Below are 18040 nucleotides of genomic sequence, written 5' to 3' on the forward strand. Positions count from 1 at the left end.
TTTTGGTTTTATTAGTTTGCATTTTTGTTTGTTTCATCCTGGATCGCTTTTACATTTTTCCAGGTTCTACCATCATAAGCTTCCACACCATTTTTCTTCAGAATTTCCATCGCCTGGTCAGCCTGGGCTCCTTTATTGCAAAATACAACAACTTTTTTACCTTTTAGAGTTTCTATATTGTTTTGAATCTCTGCCAAAGGAATGTTGATGGCATTCTTTGCTGTTCCTGCGGCATATTGCTCCGGAATTCTGACATCCACCAATGTTACATCAGAGCTGTTAACCATTTCTTTGATGTTAGCGGTAGAAACAGTTGCTGTAGAGTTTGTCTTGCAGGCATTTAGCGTAAATGTTAATGCTAAAAATAATCCGAAAAACTGAATTTTCATGTCTTACAGGGTCTTAGATTGGCATACAAAATCTGTGGTTGGAAGTTTTTCCGTTTTTTTGATTCCGTTAAAACCACCTTCAATTTCGGTAAAGTTTCTGATTCCGTGTGAGTTAAGGATGCTTGCGGCAATCATGCTTCTGTACCCACCTGCGCAGTGCAGGAAGAAATGTTCAGAATCATCAATGGTACGAGCCCAGTCACTGATAGTGTCTAGTGGCTTGTTATAAGCATTGTCAATGTGTTCTGCGGAATACTCCGTAAGTTTTCTTACATCAATTACTGTAGCGTCTGCCGTAAATTGTTCTGCAAATTCAGCCGGAGTAATTCTTTTGATCTCATCCGTTTCCTTACCTGCATTTTTCCATGCTTCAAAACTGCCTTTCAGGTAACCAATTACATTGTCAAAACCTACTCGGCTCAGTCTTGTGATTACTTCCTCTTCAGTTCCCTCATCAGTAATTAATAATAAAGGGTGTTTTACATCTACAATAAGCGTTCCTACCCATGGGGCAAAATCACCTTTCAGTCCTATATTGATAGAGTTGGGAACAAATCCTTTATGGAAATCCGCAGCTCCTCTTGTATCTAAAATTAATGCTCCTGTTTCTTCTGCCAGAGCTTCGAAATCTTCAGGTGTTACAGGCTGCAATCCTTTGTTCATCACAACGTCCAGACTTTCATAGCCACCTTTATTTAAAGCGACATTCATCCCGAAATATTTTGGAGGAGCTGTTAAGCCATCCAGAACTTCTCTGATGAAAGACTCTTTATCCGGTTGATTAAGAGCGTAATTGGTTTTCTTTTGGTTTCCTAAGATATCAACTGTCTCTTTCTGCATATTCTTTCCACAAGCAGATCCGGCTCCGTGAGCTGGATATACAGTGATGCTGTCATCCAATGGCATGATTTTGCTTTGAAGACTGTCGTAAAGAATTCCTGCAAGATCCTCCTGAGTAAGATTAGTTGCCTTCTGGGCAAGATCTGGTCTTCCAACATCTCCTAAAAACAGCGTATCACCAGTAAAGATTGCAGTTTCAACACCATTTTCATCGATTAAAAGGTAAGTACTGCTTTCCATCGTATGCCCAGGAGTGTGCATGACCTTTATTTTCACTTTTCCGATCTCAAAAATCTGATTGTCTTCAGCAATAATAGCGTCAAATTCCGGAGCAGCAGTAGGTCCATATACAATAGGAGCACCTGTTTTGTTGCTTAAATCCAAATGTCCTGATACAAAATCTGCATGGAAGTGAGTTTCAAAAATATATTTTAAAGTGACATTGTCTTTTTCCAGACGATCCAGATAAGGTTTTACTTCTCTTAGCGGATCAATAATGGCAGCTTCATTCTCTGATACAATATAATAGGCACCCTGAGCCAGACAGCCCGTATATATTTGTTCAATTTTCATTGGGGTCTTTTTTTAATGAGTTAAAGATACGAAGTATTAGATCAATTCTAAATGAAATGTTAAATCCCATTGATAGTTTCTTTCAATACTTTGTTAAACGTACGTTTAGTATATGTTGTTTTTTTCAGCAAAAAGAATGCCTTACATAAAGATAATGGTAAATGCTGTTTTATATCATGTTTAGTCCCTATATCCTTCCTGGCAGAAAAAAAATAATGATCGTGGTTTAAAATTTGATTATTGAAGGACAAATTTATTTTCGAAAGAAGCGGAGAGAAGTTCTTCAGAAAATATCTTCACATATTTTACAAAAAATTTTATATTTATAAGTTAAAAAAGCGATCAAATGGCAGACAAAACACAATTTATTGAAGAACTTAACGCTAGATATACTCCAAAAGGAGAGCATATAATATTAGGAAAAGGAATGTTGGATGGCGAAGTGGTGACAGAAGTCAATGTAACCATTCCTCTGAAAACCATAAATCGTCACGGTCTTATTGCCGGTGCTACCGGAACCGGTAAGACAAAAACGTTACAGGTGTTTGCAGAACAGCTTTCTCACGCAGGAATTCCGTCTTTGGTTCTGGATATTAAAGGAGACTTTTCCGGGATTGCAGAAGCAGGTCAGATGAATCCTATCATTGAAGAAAGGTATGGCAAAACACAGCTTCCTTATAATCCACAAGGTTTTCCGGTAGAACTCATGAGTATTTCCGGAGGAAAAGGTGTAAAATTGAGAGCTACGGTTACAGAATTTGGGCCTGTTTTATTAAGCAAAATTCTTGAATTGAATGATACCCAGCAAAGTATCATGTCTATAGTTTTCAAATACTGTGATGATAAAGGACTTCCATTGATTGATCTTAACGATTTGAAGAAAGTACTGCAGTACGTGACGGATAATGCACAGGGAAAAGCTGAACTTGCAGCTAATTATGGATCTATTGCATCAGCATCTTTGGGAGCTATTTTAAGATCTATTGTAGCTCTGGAACAACAAGGAGCGGCAGGATTCTTTGGTGAGCTAAGCTTTGATGTTCATGACTTGCTGGAAACAAGAGACGGAAAAGGAGTGGTTAATATCTTACGAGTAGCAGATATCCAGAACAAACCACAGCTTTTCTCCACTTTTATGCTTTCTCTTTTTGCAGAAATTTATATGACATTTCCGGAAGAAGGAGATAGCGGGAAACCAAAATTGGTATTATTCATTGATGAAGCCCACCTGATTTTTGATGAAGCTTCCAAGGCCCTTCTTTCACAAATTGAAACGATGGTAAAACTGATCCGTTCCAAAGGAGTGGGGATCTATTTTATTACCCAGATTCCTGGTGATGTCCCTGAAAATGTACTTTCCCAACTAGGATTAAAAATACAACATGCCCTAAGAGGTTTTACGGCAAAGGATAAAAAAGAAATTACCAAAGCCGTTGAAAACTATCCTACCACAGAATATTACAATGCTTCCAGCCTGATCCAGAATCTGGGAATCGGAGAAGCATTTGTTACAGCACTTGATGAAAAAGGAATTCCTACCCCATTAGTACATACTTATCTGATCTCTCCGGAATCAAGGATGGATGTTTTGAATGACGCGGAAATCTCTGATCTGACTTCAAGATCAGCACTTGTTGCAAAATATGAGCAGGCAATTGACAGAGAATCTGCTTATGAAATGCTTACCAATAGGATGGAACAGGCTGCACAAAACCCGTCACCTAACCAAAAGGCAAAGCCGGTAAAAGAAGAACCTGGAATGTTTGAACAGGTATTGCAAAGTAAAGCTGGCCGTACTTTTACCTCTACATTAATGAGAGAAGGAGCAAAAGCTATTCTCGGAATGTTCGGTCTGGGAGGCAGAAGAAGATAATTTTGAAAGACAATCTGCTGTATTTTGATATATTTTTTGTTATTTTAGCAGGTTATCTTTACTTAATAAAGAAAAGTAAGACCGTATTTTATTGGGGAATAAAGCGGCGGTTTTAAATATTAAACCAGAAAAACAGCAGTTAAAACATTCATGTATTCAATTATAGATATAGAAAGTAATGGTGCAGGTTATAGAAATGAATGCATTATAGATATCGCCATTTACAGATATGACGGTCAGAAAATTATAGACCAGTTTATATCTCTGGTAAACCCTGAAGGTGATATCACTCCTTTTGTACAAAAACTGACCAGTATTACCCCGAAAATGGTCAAAACTGCTCCAAAATTTCATGAAATTGCCAAAAGAGTGATAGAAATTACTCAAAATACAACTTTGGTGGGGCATAATATTGATTTTGATTATAGGATGCTTCGCCAGTCATTCAAAAGGCTTGGTTATGATTTTAAAATCAATACTTTAGATACAATTCCGTTAGCAAAAAAACTGATTCCTGATGAGGTAAGTTATTCCTTGGGAAAACTGGTGAAATCATTAGGTATTCCATTGACTAACCATCACAGGGCGGAAGGTGATGCAAGAGCTACCTTAGAACTTTTCAAGCTTCTGATTTCAAAGGATACCGAAAATGAGATCATTCAGAAGCAGCATGATGAGTCTAACGCCAAAACGTATATCAATAAAATCAAAGAGCTGACTCAAGATCTTCCTAATGATAAAGGTTTTGTCTATTTTCAGGATGAAGGTGGACGTATTATGTTTTCTGATTATGTTCAGGATATCAACAAATTTTCCAAAAAGGTTTTCAATTCCAAATCAAAAAAATGGGAACAGATTCAGAAAGATGTTGAGCGGATTAATTTTGAACTTACCGGAACAGATATTATTGCCAAACTGATACTGAATTCCAAGAATATTAAAAAGAAAGAAGTTTTACCTTTCGGACTATATTTCAGGAATAATAAATATGTGGTTGAGAAAAATAAGCTCAATAAAACCGAGAAGCCAGTCTTGAAATTCAGGTCATTTACCCAGGGAACAAAAGCTGTTCAGTTTATTGGTTCTCAGGAAGAATTTAAAGATTTTTCTGTCTTGAAACAAAAAATTGAATTCAGAAAAAGAAATGAACTTTGGCTTGGACCAGGAAGAAAATTAGGAGAAAAGTTATTTTTAATCATAGAAAACGGGAAATTGGTTTCCTTTGGATTCTATGAGCTGTTTACGCAGATTCAGACACTGAGTAAGCTGGCTAAGTTGAAAATTGATCTTCCGTTATCTTCCACAGATCTGAATAATGAACTGCAGTTGGCTCTTCTTCGTGGGGATTTTGAGACATTACCGTTACCGAAGTAAAAGAGCGTCTATACGTTACAAGTTGTCTTCTGAAGACAATGGTTGTACAATCAATTTTCAAAAAGTAAAAAATAAATAGTATTTTTGCAAAAAATAAATACAAGCAATGCAAAATTTTAAACAAAATAAAACTGGAAAAAAGGGAGCTGTAAAGTTTTCTAAGGTTTGGAATATTTAAAAGAGTTGTCTTGCATAAAAAATAATCAATGTGGCAGACTCTTTTCTGAAGAATCTGCCTTTTTTTATGTTAAAATGAAATTATGAATTCAAAAGAATTATTAAAGATTGCCAATGAGTTTGGCACACCAGTGTACGTTTATGATGCGGAGTCCATCAAAATTCAATATGAAAAACTTACCTCTTCATTTTTAAAACATACGAAGTTCTTCTACGCAGCGAAGGCTTTAACGAATATCAATATTCTTAAATATGTCAAGAACCTGGGTGCATCTTTGGATTGTGTATCTATTAACGAGGTTAAACTAGGGTTGAAGGCAGGATTTTCGAAAGAAAAGATATTGTTTACTCCCAATTGTGTTGACCTTGCCGAAATAGAAGAAGCAATGACTTTTGGAGTTCATATTAACATTGATAACATTTCTATTCTTGAGCAATTCGGGAATAAATACGGGAACACTTATCCTATTTTAGTAAGAATCAATCCGCATATTTTTGCTGGTGGGAACTATAAAATCTCAACAGGGCATATCGATAGTAAATTCGGGATTTCCATTCACCAGGTTCGTCACATCGAAAGAGTGATGAAAAGTACTAACCTGAATGTTGAAGGACTTCACATGCATACGGGAAGTGAAATAAAAGATCCGGATGTATTCCTTCAGGCTTTGGAGATTATGCTGGAACTTTCTGAGCATTTCCCGAACCTTAAATATCTGGATATGGGAAGCGGATTCAAAATCCCTTACCAGGATAGTGAAGAAGAAACTGATGTGAAAACATTAGGTAAAAAAGTAGAGAAAGTAATTTCTGAATTTTCTAAATCTACAGGAAAAAAATTCGAATTATGGTTTGAGCCTGGGAAATTCTTAGTTGGGAAAAGCGGATATTTATTGGTGAAAGCTAATGTAATTAAACAGACAACGGCTACTGTTTTTGTTGGAGTGAACTCCGGATTTAATCATTTGATCCGTCCGATGTTCTACGATTCTTATCACATGATTGAGAACCTTTCTAACCCAAAAGGAGCAGAGAGAATTTATACTGTTGTAGGAAATATTTGCGAAACCGATACTTTTGCATGGGACAGAAAACTGAATGAAGTAAGAGAAGGAGATATCCTTGCTTTCCACAATGCAGGAGCGTATGGTTTTGAAATGAGTTCAAACTTCAACTCAAGATTAAAACCGGCTGAAGTATTGTTCTTAGACGGAAAAGCTCATTTGATCCGTAAAAGAGATGAGTTTGAAGATCTGTTGAGAAATCAGATTGAAATAGTGATGTAAAATCCACATATAATATAAACAGCCGCCTTTTAGGTGGCTGTTTTGTTTTACAGCGGAATATTAAACCTCACGGGTTTTCAAAACCCGTGAGGTTTGAATAGAAAAAAATCAAAATTAAATTACAAGTTTTTAACATTGCGTTAGGGATAGAGTCTCAACTTTATTCGTTAAATTTGATAGAGATAGGAAGATTTTCTTCTTCTCAAATACTATTTTCATCTAAAAACAATCACCAAAACAGAGTAATTATGGCAAAAAACATCGCAGAGCAGATTGTTGAAATGCTCGAAAATGCCAATGTGAAAAGAATTTATGCTGTAACAGGCGACAGTCTTAATCATCTGAATATTGCAGTCAAAAAAAGCAGTATCCAATGGATTCATGTAAGACATGAAGAAGTAGGAGCTTATGCTGCCGCTGCAGAGGCGGAGCTTGATGGGTTAGCTGTATGTGCCGGAAGCTGTGGTCCCGGACACGTTCATCTGATCAATGGAGTTTATGAAGCTCATCGCTCTCATGTTCCAATGCTGGTCATTGCTTCCACCATTCCCAGTGATGAAATGGGCATGGATTACTTTCAGGAAACCAATACGATAAAACTGTTTGACGACTGTAGTTACTATAATCAAATGATTACCCGGCCAGAGCAGGTACAGAGAACTGTACAGACTGCTATCCAACATGCAATTTCCAAAAAAGGAGTTGCGGTGATAGGTCTTCCCGGAGATGTTTCTGAATTAGATGCCGAAGAAGGCTCTACTTCCACTCAAATCTTTAAAACAAATCCTGTCATAAGACCTTCGGATGAGGAGTTGAAAAGCTTGTCAACACTGATAAATAATAGTAAAAAAGTAACAATCTATTGCGGAATAGGCGCTGCTGAAGCCCGTGATGAAGTGGTTGCTTTGTCCAATCTGTTAAAAGCGCCCGTAGGATATTCATTTAGGGGGAAAATGGCTATTCAGCCCAATAATCCAAATGAAGTGGGACTTACAGGTCTGTTAGGATTTCCTTCAGCCTATCACGCCATGCATGAAGCTGATCTTGTCATTCTTCTGGGAACGGATTTTCCTTATCAGAAATTCATGCCTGTAAAAAATAAAATCGTCCAGATTGATGAAAGTCCTGAAAGATTGGGAAGAAGAGCAAAACTCGAACTAGGACTTGCCGGAGATGTCAAAGAAACCATCAAAGCATTATTGCCGTTACTTGACGAAAAAACTGATGTTCATTTCCTGAACGAGCAGCTGGCATTTTATGATAAAGTGAAAGAAAGCCAGTTGGAGTATGTGAAAGATTCGGGAAAAGAGAATGCTATTCAGCCGGAATATGTGGCCCATACTTTGGACAAACTTGCTAAGCATGATGCTATTTTTACGGTAGACACCGGAATGTGCTGTGTATGGGGAGCAAGATTTATTACAGGAACAGGCGAAAGGAAAATGCTGGGTTCATTCAATCATGGATCAATGGCTAACGCAATGCCAATGGCAATCGGAGCAGCTTTAGCTCATCCTGAGAAACAGGTGATTGCCCTATGTGGAGACGGAGGATTGTCTATGCTTTTAGGGGATATGGCTACTATTTTTCAGTATAAACTCCCTGTGAAACTAATTGTTTTCAACAACAGAACGTTGGGAATGGTAAAACTGGAAATGGAAGTTGGCGGGATGCCAGATAATGAAACCGATATGATTAACCCGGATTTTGCCATGGTAGCACATGCGATGGGCTATCCGGGAAAAAATGTTCATCTTCCCGAAGAAGTAGAAAGTGCCATCAAAGAATGTCTGGATCACAACGGACCTTATCTTCTGAATATTTTCACCAATCCTAATGCACTGGCCCTTCCTCCTAAGATTGAATTTGATCAGATTATGGGAATGACAAAGTCTATGGCCCAGCTGATGCTTGGAGGTAAAATGGATGAGGTTTTTGAAACCGTAAAAAGTAATTATAAACACATTAAAGGGTTACTGTAAGATTAAAAAATAATGAATTCAAAACTTGTATTGAATTCGCAATATTTAAATTCTGAAACTTCATGCTTTGCGTGAAGTTTTTATTGTTTATAAATAAGCTAAATATTTACCTTTGTTTATTATTTAGTATACAAAATTATGAGAACGATATTTTTATTTTTAGCCTTATGTGTAATGAATTTTTCATTGGCGCAGGATCAGGAAGACCGTGATGATTCTTTTATCAGGGAAAGCAATAAAAATGTTCTGAAAATAGATATCAAAGAACCTTTTATGCAGGTGGCTGTAAAATGTAATGATTTTAAACCTGCTGCTTTCGAAGGAGGTGTCGTGGCCTATAAAGAAATCCTCAACAAATATATGTATGCATACCTGAATTCTGATTTCTATGCTTTGACTGGAGATTTTACCTTTACCCTAGTGCTTGATGCTAAAGGAAAAGTAGTGGATGTGAAAGGAATGCCCAAAGTACAAAACAGTGAAGTTTTTTTTGACGATATGCAATATGTAGTAAGAAGAATCAAGAAAAACTGGACTCCGGCCTCTTGTGGCGGACAGCCTGTAGCTTCACAGATCAAGGTTAAAATGAACTTCTCTTCAATGTCTGTGGATATTGATTAGATGCAAAGGTTTTCTTTTCAAAATTTAAACACAGGAAGATATTTAGTGAAGAGATCAATTAAGATCTGAAAAAAGAAATAAAATGAAACATGACCATGATTAAAAAAAATTTGTTGTTTATTACTTTCTTTGCAACAAAATTAATTTTTGCTCAAAATGAAGTTTTGGATAAATATCCTTATGGCCAAGATTTTTACGTCGGAGGTGTAAATCAATTAACTAAGGAGATGGTAATGGTTGTTAAAGAGAAAAAGTTGTTGCCTTGCGAAAAAAGCGAAGAACGGTATAATGTACAGATTCTTGTGCATGAAAACTCAACCATCAATTATGTTAAAGATTTTGATACTTTAGAAATTCAAAAAAATAAATGCGCATTTGATTTCAGCCGTAAAATTATTCCCCATCTCAAAAAATGGATGCCGGCAAAAGTAAACGGAAAGTTTATTGGAGCCATTGCCAAAATTGAAATAAATCCTTTTTATTTAGTTAATTCCAAAGATGATCCAAGTAAAAACGAAAAGAAAGGCCCAACTTTTAAAAAAGGAATAAAAGCTTTTGGATTTGAGGTTAAGTCTATTTTTGAAAGATTCGTAAAGAAAAACGAGGACAAAAGAGCTTTGTTGACATTTGTTGTGAATGAGAATGGCGAAATGGAGGATTTCAAGATTGAAGGTGATTTTTTTGACTATGAAAAGAAAGATATCATCAATAGTCTGTCTAGAATAAAAGGAAAATGGAATCCTGCTACATTTAATAATATTCCAATTAGAGCTAAAATTACTCAACCAATTTTTCAACAATTTGATCTACAGAGAGAGTTGGAAGATCAGGATAAAATAATGGATCAAAATTTCCATGATAACAGATACAGATAATCTCCTGACATTCTGTCACAATATTTTGTATCTTTGCAAACTTATTCGTTCGTAATTTTAAATTACGGACCTTAAATTGATTATCGTGCAGGAAAAATATATAGACGAAACAAAACAGGGCGAAGCTTTTGCTATTGCAGAAAAACCGGAGAACTCTAAAAAACTGTTTTTAGAAAGTTATGGTTGTCAGATGAACTTCTCTGACTCTGAGATTGTTGCATCCATTCTTAATGAACAGGGCTATAATACAACGATGAAAGTTGAAGAAGCAGACCTGATTCTTTTAAATACATGTTCCATCCGTGAAAAAGCAGAACAGACTGTAAGAATGCGTCTTTCTCAGTTTAAAAATCTGAAAAAAGAAAGACCGAATATGACGGTTGGTGTACTGGGATGTATGGCAGAAAGATTGAAAACCAAGTTCTTGGAAGAGGAGCAGTTGGTTGACCTTGTTGTAGGTCCGGATGCGTACAGAGACTTACCGAACCTTTTAAAAGAAACTGATGATGGAAGAGATGCCATCAACGTTATTCTTTCCAAAGAAGAGACTTATGCCGATATCAATCCTGTCCGTTTAGGAGGAAACGGTGTTACCGCTTTTGTTACCATTACAAGAGGTTGTGATAATATGTGTACATTCTGTGTGGTTCCATTTACCAGAGGAAGAGAAAGAAGCCGTGATCCGCACTCTATTATTGAAGAATGTAAAGATCTTGCCAATAACGGATATAAAGAAATCACCCTTTTAGGCCAAAACGTAGACTCTTACCTTTGGTATGGAGGCGGTCCTAAAAAAGACTTTGCCAAAGCTTCTGAAATGCAGAAAGCAACAGCCGTTAATTTTGCTCAGCTTCTTGATTTAGTGGCTAAAGCCGTTCCGGAGCTGAGAATCAGATTCTCTACTTCAAATCCTCAGGATATGAGTCTGGATGTATTCAGAATGATGGCAAAGCATCACAACATCTGTAAATATGTACATCTTCCTGTACAAAGCGGAAGCAATAATATGCTGGAAGCGATGAACAGACAACATACCCGTGAAGAATATCTTGATCTGATCAGAAAAGCAAAAGAAATTGTTCCGGAAGTCGCATTCTCTCAGGATATGATCGTTGGATTCTGTAATGAAACAGAAGAGGATCACCAGGATACTTTAAGTCTTATGAGAGAAGTAGAATATGACTACGGTTATATGTTTGCCTACTCAGAAAGACCGGGAACACCGGCGCACAAGAAAATGGAAGATAATATTCCGGCTGATGTAAAACAAAGACGTCTTGCTGAGGTTATTGCCCTTCAGGGTGAGCTTTCAAAACAAAGAATGAAATCTTATGTAGGAAGAGAGCACCAGATCCTTATCGAAGGAATTTCCAAGAAGAACAAAAATCAGTGGAAAGGAAGAAACTCTCAGAATGCGGTATGTGTCTTCGATAAACTGGAAGGACAGAAAATAGGTGACATTGTGAACGTTTTTGTGTATGATAATACGCAAGGCACGCTTTTAGGGAGGACAGTAGAATAAAATTAAGTTACCATCACTGAAAAACTTAAAAAAAGAAAATATATATTCTTAAAAAAAGATCAACGGGTATATTACCGTAAGATTTTTAGTAAATTGTGAAGGAAAGACAGTACTGTTCAGATTATGGTATATGAGCCCAGGTCTGAAAGAGATAGAAGGTTTAAAAGTAGTTTACTATCATTATTCAACCTATAAAATTAAAAATGGAAAAGTTTCAGAGGTATTACCTTAGCTTTTTGTTACTTATCGTTTACACCAATACTATTGCACAGGTCAACTGTAATGCAGTAGAGGGTGAGAACTGTAAAAAGGCGTGTGAGTTATACAACTGGGCTTCAGATTTACAAGGTCTAGCAGAATCTCAGGAAGCTTTCGATAAAGACATTGAATTGTGTCCCGATTTTTCCTATGCTTATATGGAAAAAGCAGTTCCATATCTTAAAAACGGGGACTTCATAACCTGGAAGATTCTAATAGATAGAGCAGTTGCTTTAGACCCTAAAATGCACCTTGGTTACAGAGGCTGGACAAAGTTTCAGTTTTTGAGAGACTATAAAGGGGCAATTCAGGATTTAGAAGGGTTAAAAAAATATGAGCCCGGAGATTTAGGAAGATCTCAGAACGGGGACTATAACCTGGACGTAGTAAGAGCTTTGTCCTACAGTGCTTTAGGACAGAAAGAAAAAGCAGCAGGGATTATAGAAAGGCTTCTGGCTACCAGAGGTTATGTGAAGGGAATGTTCGATCATTATCAGCTGGGAGTTACCTATTTCGAGCTGGGAAGATACGACAGAGCCCTGGAAAATTTTGAAAAACAAAGCAAAGAGTACGACTTTGCTGAGAATATATACTTTAAAAGTAAAGTTTCTAAGATCAGAAACAAAGATTATTTGGATTTAAAAATGTTAGCCTTACAAACGTATGATGAAGGGAAGACCATGAAAGATGTCTACACTCATCACTTTAACAAAGTCTACAGACAACAGATTGAAGAGCTGTAGAAGATTAACATTCAGTCAATAATCAAAAATTTACTTATGAGCAACGAGCTACAAAACATAAAAAACCGTTTCGGAATTATCGGAAACTTTCCTGCACTTAACCGTGCCCTCGAAAAATCTATCCAGGTTGCACCTACAGATATCTCTGTACTTGTGATTGGAGAAAGTGGGGTAGGGAAAGAATTTATTCCGAAAATCATTCATTCAGAATCCAGAAGAAAACATCAGCCTTATATCGTTGTAAACTGTGGAGCCATTCCGGAAGGAACCATAGATTCAGAATTATTCGGACACGAAAAAGGAGCTTTTACAGGGGCTACAGCTACAAGAAAAGGATATTTTGAAGTAGCAGACGGCGGAACCATCTTTTTGGATGAGGTAGGAGAACTTCCTCTACAAACTCAGGTTCGTCTTTTAAGAGTGCTGGAAAGTGGTGAATTTATGAAAGTAGGTTCTTCACAAGTGCAGAAAACCAATGTGAGAATTGTCGCAGCTACCAACGTTAATATGATGAAAGCTATCCACGATGGAAGATTCCGTGAGGATTTGTATTATCGTTTGAATACTGTTCAGATTGATATGCCACCTTTGAGAGAAAGAAAAGGAGACATTCATTTGCTGTTCAGGAAATTTGCAATTGACTTTGCAGAAAAATACAGAATGCCGGAACTGGAGCTGGAGCAGAGTGCTGTTCATTATATAGAAAGTTATTCTTTCCCGGGAAATGTCCGCCAGCTAAGAAATTTAGTAGAGCAGATGACCGTTGTGGAAAGAAACAGAAATATCACTGCTGAGAAGCTTGCCGAGTATATTCCGATGGAAACCCATCTCCCAATGGTCGTAAATACTCAAAGTACTCCCAAGCAGAGCGATTTCGGAAGTGAAAGAGAGATCATGTATAAAATTCTGTTCGATATGAGGAATGATATTAATGATTTAAAATCCTTAACTTCGGAACTGATCAAGAACAGAGGAACAGCAGATCTGAGCAACCATGAGAAAAACCTGATCAACAGGATTTATACCCCTGAAAGTCAGCCGCAGGTGAATTCCGGATCTTTGTTATATTTTGATAATAATAACGATACTCCGGCAGTTCAGACTCCAACAATTATTTCTAGTCCTGATGATAGTTATGAAGATATTGAAGATATCGAAATTGAGGAAAACAGACCAGAATCTCTTTCTCTTCAGAACAATGAAAAAGATTTGATTATCAAGGCCTTGGAGAAGCATAAAGGACGTAGGAACAGAGCTGCAGATGAGTTGGGAATCTCCCAAAGAACTTTATACAGAAAAATAAAACAATATAACCTGGAAGATTAGCAAAACATAAATAATGAAAGTCAATTTAACACCCAAGCCGATCAATTTTAAACTCGGAGAATATATAAACAAAGGTTTCGAACTTTTAAAGAAAGATTTCGGGAATATTTTTATAGCATTTTTAGTATGCTTTATCATGTCTATTATTCCATTCTGTGGATTATTAGCAATGGGTAATTTATACAAATACCTTCAGAGGCTGAACAGAAACCAGCCGACAAGTCCCGGAGATATTTTTGATTTCAAAGATTTCATGCCTTATTTTATGTTGCAGTTAATTGTTTTTGGTGGTGTTTTATTGCTTTATATCCCGTTATTTGCTGTGCTGGGTATATCAGGAGCAATTTCCGGAAGGGATGAGCCCAATCCGATGGTAGGACTTTTTATGTTTCCTTATATATTTTTAATAATAGCAGCTATATATTACTTTGTTCTAAAAGGCTTTTATATTATTCCGTTAATCAGTCTTAAAGGAATCAAAGAAGTAAAAGAAGCCTGGAATATTTCCAAAATTATGAGCAAGGGAAATCTATTGTCAATTTTTCTTTTCTCATTGGTAGTGAGTATTTTGTCCCAGATTGGTATTGTTGCTTGCGGGATAGGAATTTTTCTTACCTTACCATTCTTATACACAGCAAATTATTTTGCTTATGAAGATGCTATTCAACAAATTGAGTATGATGAAATTATTGAAATTGGATCTAAAAATGAACTTTAAAATTAACAATATCAGCTTGAAACAATCACTGTTAACGGGAGTGCTTTTTGCATTGCTTGGAGTTTTAAATTCATGCTACAGCTTTACGGGATCGTCTCTTACAGACGAGAAAACAGTTCAGATTAATGAATTTCCCAATAATGCTCCTCTTGTAAACCCTGCATTATCACAACAGTTTTCTACAGCGATTCAAAACAGATTCCTTCAGAGAACCACTTTGAAAGGAACAAAAGAAAATCCGGATATCCTGATTGAAGGAGAAATTACAGACTATTCCATTACCCCTACCACCATCAGCTCCAATACCCAGACCAACCCTTCTGGAGGAGTGATTCAGCAGGCACAGAATAAACTTACGATTACAGTAAAGGTACATTATGAAAATAAAATTCATCCGGATGCAAGTTTTGACAGAACATATTCTGATGAAGCCGCTTTCAACAGTGATGTATCCCTAAGTCAGATCGAAGACCAGCAGGTAAAGCTGGTAACAGATAGAATTATTAATAAAATATTTAACGACATTGTAGCGAATTGGTAAGATGAATCCGAGAGTTTTAGAATTAATAAAAAATCCGAAAAATATTCAGTTAGAAGACCTTGGTCTTTTGAAAGAAGAGATTCACACTTTTCCTTATATTCAGAATATCAGGGCGCTTCATCTGTATGGAGTGCATCTGTATGAAAAAGAAAACTATCAGAAGGAACTTTCTGTAACGGCTGCATATACTACTGATAAAAAGATTTTATATCAGCTGATCAACGGAAAGATCAGACAGGAGGTGAAACCCGAAATTGTGGAAGAAAAGAAACCTTCTAAAACAATTGAAAAACCTGCCCAATTTACTCCAAAGATCCAATCCTTCCCCATCAGAAGAGAAGAAGAAGTTTCTTTGGAAAAACCTTTGGAAGAGGAGAAAAGTACTTGTGTCTTACCAACCGCACAGGAAGTTAAACACATTTATGTAAACGGTGAACGAAACAGAATTTTATTTGAAGGAGAAGAAAACTTCCTGGATGAGCAAAATTCTGAAACCATAGATATTGAATCTACCCTTGAATCTGGAACTCTGGTAACCCAGAAGACTGAGTCTACAGTTGAAGAACCGGTTCAGGAGAAAGTAGAATCCGGACAAGTTGAAACTAAGGAGAATGATGGAGAGGCGCTTACGGCAGAAACTATCATTCGCGAAGATCAGATTTCTTCAGAAAAAGAGGAAGACAATATTGAAGAAGAAGGAAATACCAGTTTTCATGAAGTAGCACCTTTATTATCAGAAATAAATAGTGAGGCAGCAGCAGAAGAAGAGCCTGTAAAAGAGGAATCCGGCCATAAAACTGAATTGGTTTCTGAGGAAGAATCTGCTTACCAGGAAAAAATACAAGCTGAAGCAGAAGCCGGAGAAGACTTTACACCGGAAACCATCATCGACGAAGATCCGATTTCTGGTGTAAAAGAAGAAAATGGTAATGAAGGATTGCCTTCAGTGGAAATATCTGATGCGGAAGTAAGTTTCCATGGAACAGATTCATTTATGCCAGACGTTAAAATCCAGGCTAACAGCGAAGAATTAATGGAGACTGTTGAAATTTCCCAACCGAATATCAATAAACATGAGGAGGAAATGAGACGCCTGATTGAAGAGGTTGAGAAAAAAATGAAGGAAACTAAACTTGCTCAGCAAGAGGAAGAAATAGAGCCTGAAACAGTTGAGGATCATGAAATTAGCTTCGCTGATACTCAAAACTTTCATTTCTGGTCAACCAGTGACAATAAGCCTGAAGAAATAAAAGAAGAACCTGTACAGGAAGGAGTTATTGAAAATCAATTACCTGTAGAAGAGACTAATTCTGAGTTGGCTGAAGAAAAGATAGAAGAAACTCCTGAAGTACACTCTGCATGGAAACCGATGAGTGTGGAGTCCAATATGCCAGATTCTTTAATCAGTAAATCTGAACAAGCATCAGCTCCCGAAATACAATCTCTGGTAGTGGAAGCAGCTTATGTTACTGATTCTGAGGGTGTTACTGAAGAGACACAATCTACAGAAGCTGTTAAGGAAGAAGTTTTGCCAGTAGTGGAGACTTCAGAAACTGAAGATGATAATGCTGCCCCAAGTGAATCAACTGAAGAAGAAAAAACGGTAACAGAAACTTTAAAAGAAGATGTTCCCGTAATGAATGTTTCATTCTTCGGAACCGATATTTCTACCCTTAAGGTTGAAGAAAAGAAAGAAGAACCTGTAGTAGAAAAAGTACAGGAGGTTACTATGAAAAATACTACTCCATCATCAATAGACAGCAATGTTCCAGGTTTTATCAATACGTGGCAGAGCTGGCTTAAGATTGGCAGAACAGAAGAAATTGTAAAGGAAAAGTCAGAAATTAAAGAAAAGGCTATTGAAACCTTTATTGAAAACAATCCTAGAATCAGTCAGTTAAAAGAAGAAAGCACCTATGTTGTAAAAGAAAAGAATGACGATATCTCACATTTGATGACAGAGACATTGGCGAATCTTTATTTTGAACAGAAACTCTATACAAAGGCCATAAAAGCATTTGAAATATTGATCAAAAAGAGTCCTGAGAAGAAAGACTATTTTGAATCCAAGATTAAAGATATTAAAGACTTCAGAAGTAAAAATTAAAATGAAAAAGGTACTGTTCTCATCAGTACCTTTTTCATTTTATAACTTCTGAGAATTGCTTTTAGTGCTTTTTAATTTTTTCCAGGCCTTCCGCCCAAATACAATAACAACAATTAATGTGATTAGAGCAAATATGGCCGCTATTACCGGAGCTGCCATTGCGAGAACAGACATGATACCTGCACCAGCTGTCTCTGTTGTTCCTACCATAGAGTTTCCTAAACCTCCGGTAGTCGCAGTAGAAGCAGCCCTTATTCCTGCAAATCCAGAGCTGATGGTAGCTGCTGTACCTCCACCGGCAATTAATGCCAAAGCCCATTGTGGGAAAGTTCCAAGATCAGCAAACTGACTCGCAAATAATATGGAACCAGCTACTGTTGCCATGGGAATAGAAACAGTATCTAGTAAATGGTCAACAAAAGGGATGTAATAAGCCAGTATTTCAATGATAGTGGCTATTCCTGTTGTAATAAGCGTAGGAAGACCGGCAAGCCATTCAAAATGCTCATTCATGGGAATCCAGTTGAAATAGGAGGCAAGGCTTACAATAAACATAGGAAGAAATACCCGGAAGCCTGTAGCAGCTGCCAATCCAATCCCAATAAATGCACTGATGATATAAGAAAAATAGGGAACGTTATCTAACATATTAATTTTCAGATTTATTGTTTTCTCTAAAAATACAAAAACTATATGATATTTGGAGTATTGCTAATGTCTGAGTTTGGGGTCGAGTGATACGTGATACGAGTCTCGAGCTTTGCAATTCGTGGTTTATTGTAGCGTAAAAATATTTTATACATACTTATCTGAAAATTTGTGTGATCTGTGGGAA

Annotated in this window: 15 protein-coding genes; 12 read left to right on the forward strand and 3 right to left on the reverse strand. The window is 36.8% G+C overall.

Annotation, left to right across the window (positions count from 1 at the left end; all coding sequences use genetic code 11):
• Positions 1 to 11 precede the first annotated feature (11 nt).
• A complete protein-coding gene (locus KBP46_RS16090; RefSeq protein ID WP_216443677.1) occupies positions 12 to 389 on the reverse strand; it encodes a rhodanese-like domain-containing protein in 378 nt (125 codons plus the stop codon).
• Between the two features lie 3 nt (positions 390 to 392).
• Complete coding sequence (locus tag KBP46_RS16095) at positions 393 to 1802, reverse strand: rhodanese-like domain-containing protein (RefSeq protein WP_120233300.1); 1410 nt, start codon at positions 1800 to 1802, stop codon at positions 393 to 395.
• 346 nt (positions 1803 to 2148) lie between these two features.
• Between KBP46_RS16095 and KBP46_RS16100 the strand changes: the two genes are divergently transcribed.
• From KBP46_RS16100 to KBP46_RS16155, 12 genes are all read left to right on the forward strand, one after another.
• Complete coding sequence (locus KBP46_RS16100) at positions 2149 to 3675, forward strand: helicase HerA-like domain-containing protein (RefSeq protein WP_062676086.1); 1527 nt, start codon at positions 2149 to 2151, stop codon at positions 3673 to 3675.
• Between the two features lie 150 nt (positions 3676 to 3825).
• The gene (locus tag KBP46_RS16105) at positions 3826 to 5049 is read left to right on the forward strand and encodes a PolC-type DNA polymerase III (protein ID WP_216443678.1); all 1224 of its coding nucleotides are present in this window, start codon (positions 3826 to 3828) and stop codon (positions 5047 to 5049) included.
• A gap of 260 nt (positions 5050 to 5309) precedes the next feature.
• Entirely contained in the window at positions 5310 to 6512 is a 1203-nt protein-coding gene (lysA, locus tag KBP46_RS16110; protein WP_170872057.1) for a diaminopimelate decarboxylase, read from the forward strand.
• Between the two features lie 248 nt (positions 6513 to 6760).
• The gene (locus KBP46_RS16115; protein WP_216443679.1) at positions 6761 to 8494 is read left to right on the forward strand and encodes a thiamine pyrophosphate-dependent enzyme; all 1734 of its coding nucleotides are present in this window, start codon (positions 6761 to 6763) and stop codon (positions 8492 to 8494) included.
• Between the two features lie 138 nt (positions 8495 to 8632).
• Entirely contained in the window at positions 8633 to 9115 is a 483-nt protein-coding gene (locus KBP46_RS16120) for a hypothetical protein (protein WP_228432148.1), read from the forward strand.
• A 95-nt stretch (positions 9116 to 9210) separates the two neighbouring features.
• Positions 9211 to 9990, forward strand: coding sequence for a hypothetical protein (locus KBP46_RS16125; RefSeq protein ID WP_216443680.1), 780 nt, complete (start codon positions 9211 to 9213; stop codon positions 9988 to 9990).
• An 85-nt stretch (positions 9991 to 10075) separates the two neighbouring features.
• Positions 10076 to 11512: a tRNA (N6-isopentenyl adenosine(37)-C2)-methylthiotransferase MiaB gene (gene miaB / locus KBP46_RS16130; RefSeq protein ID WP_216443681.1), complete on the forward strand. Its 1437-nt coding sequence runs from the start codon at positions 10076 to 10078 to the stop codon at positions 11510 to 11512.
• A gap of 203 nt (positions 11513 to 11715) precedes the next feature.
• Positions 11716 to 12513, forward strand: coding sequence for a tetratricopeptide repeat protein (locus KBP46_RS16135; protein ID WP_216443682.1), 798 nt, complete (start codon positions 11716 to 11718; stop codon positions 12511 to 12513).
• Positions 12514 to 12549: 36 nt separating this feature from the next.
• Positions 12550 to 13839, forward strand: a complete 1290-nt coding sequence (locus KBP46_RS16140) for a sigma-54-dependent Fis family transcriptional regulator (protein ID WP_216443683.1) — start codon at positions 12550 to 12552, stop codon at positions 13837 to 13839.
• Positions 13840 to 13852: 13 nt separating this feature from the next.
• Positions 13853 to 14557: a hypothetical protein gene (locus KBP46_RS16145; protein ID WP_216443684.1), complete on the forward strand. Its 705-nt coding sequence runs from the start codon at positions 13853 to 13855 to the stop codon at positions 14555 to 14557.
• On the forward strand, positions 14547 to 15098 hold the full coding sequence (locus KBP46_RS16150) for an LptE family protein (RefSeq protein WP_062676125.1): 552 nt from the start codon (positions 14547 to 14549) through the stop codon (positions 15096 to 15098). The genes KBP46_RS16145 and KBP46_RS16150 overlap by 11 nt, the downstream gene beginning before the upstream one ends.
• A 1-nt stretch (position 15099) precedes the next feature.
• Positions 15100 to 17205, forward strand: a complete 2106-nt coding sequence (locus KBP46_RS16155; protein WP_216443685.1) for a hypothetical protein — start codon at positions 15100 to 15102, stop codon at positions 17203 to 17205.
• 39 nt (positions 17206 to 17244) lie between these two features.
• Here the strand turns inward: KBP46_RS16155 and KBP46_RS16160 are convergent, their stop codons facing one another.
• Complete coding sequence (locus tag KBP46_RS16160; RefSeq protein WP_120233291.1) at positions 17245 to 17853, reverse strand: DUF4126 domain-containing protein; 609 nt, start codon at positions 17851 to 17853, stop codon at positions 17245 to 17247.
• Between the last annotated feature and the right edge of the window lie 187 nt (positions 17854 to 18040).

Source organism: Chryseobacterium sp. PCH239 (assembly GCF_018924625.1).
In the GTDB taxonomy this organism is placed as follows: domain Bacteria; phylum Bacteroidota; class Bacteroidia; order Flavobacteriales; family Weeksellaceae; genus Chryseobacterium; species Chryseobacterium cucumeris.

Excerpts from the sequence above, each read along its gene's own strand:
- KBP46_RS16145 (WP_216443684.1), top strand. The coding sequence starts at position 13,853 with ATGAAAGTCAATTTAACACCCAAGCCGATCAATTTTAAACTCGGAGAA.
- KBP46_RS16095 (WP_120233300.1), bottom strand. The coding sequence starts at position 1,802 with ATGAAAATTGAACAAATATATACGGGCTGTCTGGCTCAGGGTGCCTAT.
- KBP46_RS16120 (WP_228432148.1), top strand. The coding sequence starts at position 8,633 with ATGAGAACGATATTTTTATTTTTAGCCTTATGTGTAATGAATTTTTCA.
- KBP46_RS16140 (WP_216443683.1), top strand. The coding sequence starts at position 12,550 with ATGAGCAACGAGCTACAAAACATAAAAAACCGTTTCGGAATTATCGGA.
- KBP46_RS16155 (WP_216443685.1), top strand. The coding sequence starts at position 15,100 with ATGAATCCGAGAGTTTTAGAATTAATAAAAAATCCGAAAAATATTCAG.
- KBP46_RS16090 (WP_216443677.1), bottom strand. The coding sequence starts at position 389 with ATGAAAATTCAGTTTTTCGGATTATTTTTAGCATTAACATTTACGCTA.
- KBP46_RS16150 (WP_062676125.1), top strand. The coding sequence starts at position 14,547 with ATGAACTTTAAAATTAACAATATCAGCTTGAAACAATCACTGTTAACG.
- KBP46_RS16135 (WP_216443682.1), top strand. The coding sequence starts at position 11,716 with ATGGAAAAGTTTCAGAGGTATTACCTTAGCTTTTTGTTACTTATCGTT.
- KBP46_RS16125 (WP_216443680.1), top strand. The coding sequence starts at position 9,211 with ATGATTAAAAAAAATTTGTTGTTTATTACTTTCTTTGCAACAAAATTA.
- KBP46_RS16115 (WP_216443679.1), top strand. The coding sequence starts at position 6,761 with ATGGCAAAAAACATCGCAGAGCAGATTGTTGAAATGCTCGAAAATGCC.
- lysA (WP_170872057.1), top strand. The coding sequence starts at position 5,310 with ATGAATTCAAAAGAATTATTAAAGATTGCCAATGAGTTTGGCACACCA.
- KBP46_RS16160 (WP_120233291.1), bottom strand. The coding sequence starts at position 17,853 with ATGTTAGATAACGTTCCCTATTTTTCTTATATCATCAGTGCATTTATT.
- KBP46_RS16105 (WP_216443678.1), top strand. The coding sequence starts at position 3,826 with ATGTATTCAATTATAGATATAGAAAGTAATGGTGCAGGTTATAGAAAT.
- KBP46_RS16100 (WP_062676086.1), top strand. The coding sequence starts at position 2,149 with ATGGCAGACAAAACACAATTTATTGAAGAACTTAACGCTAGATATACT.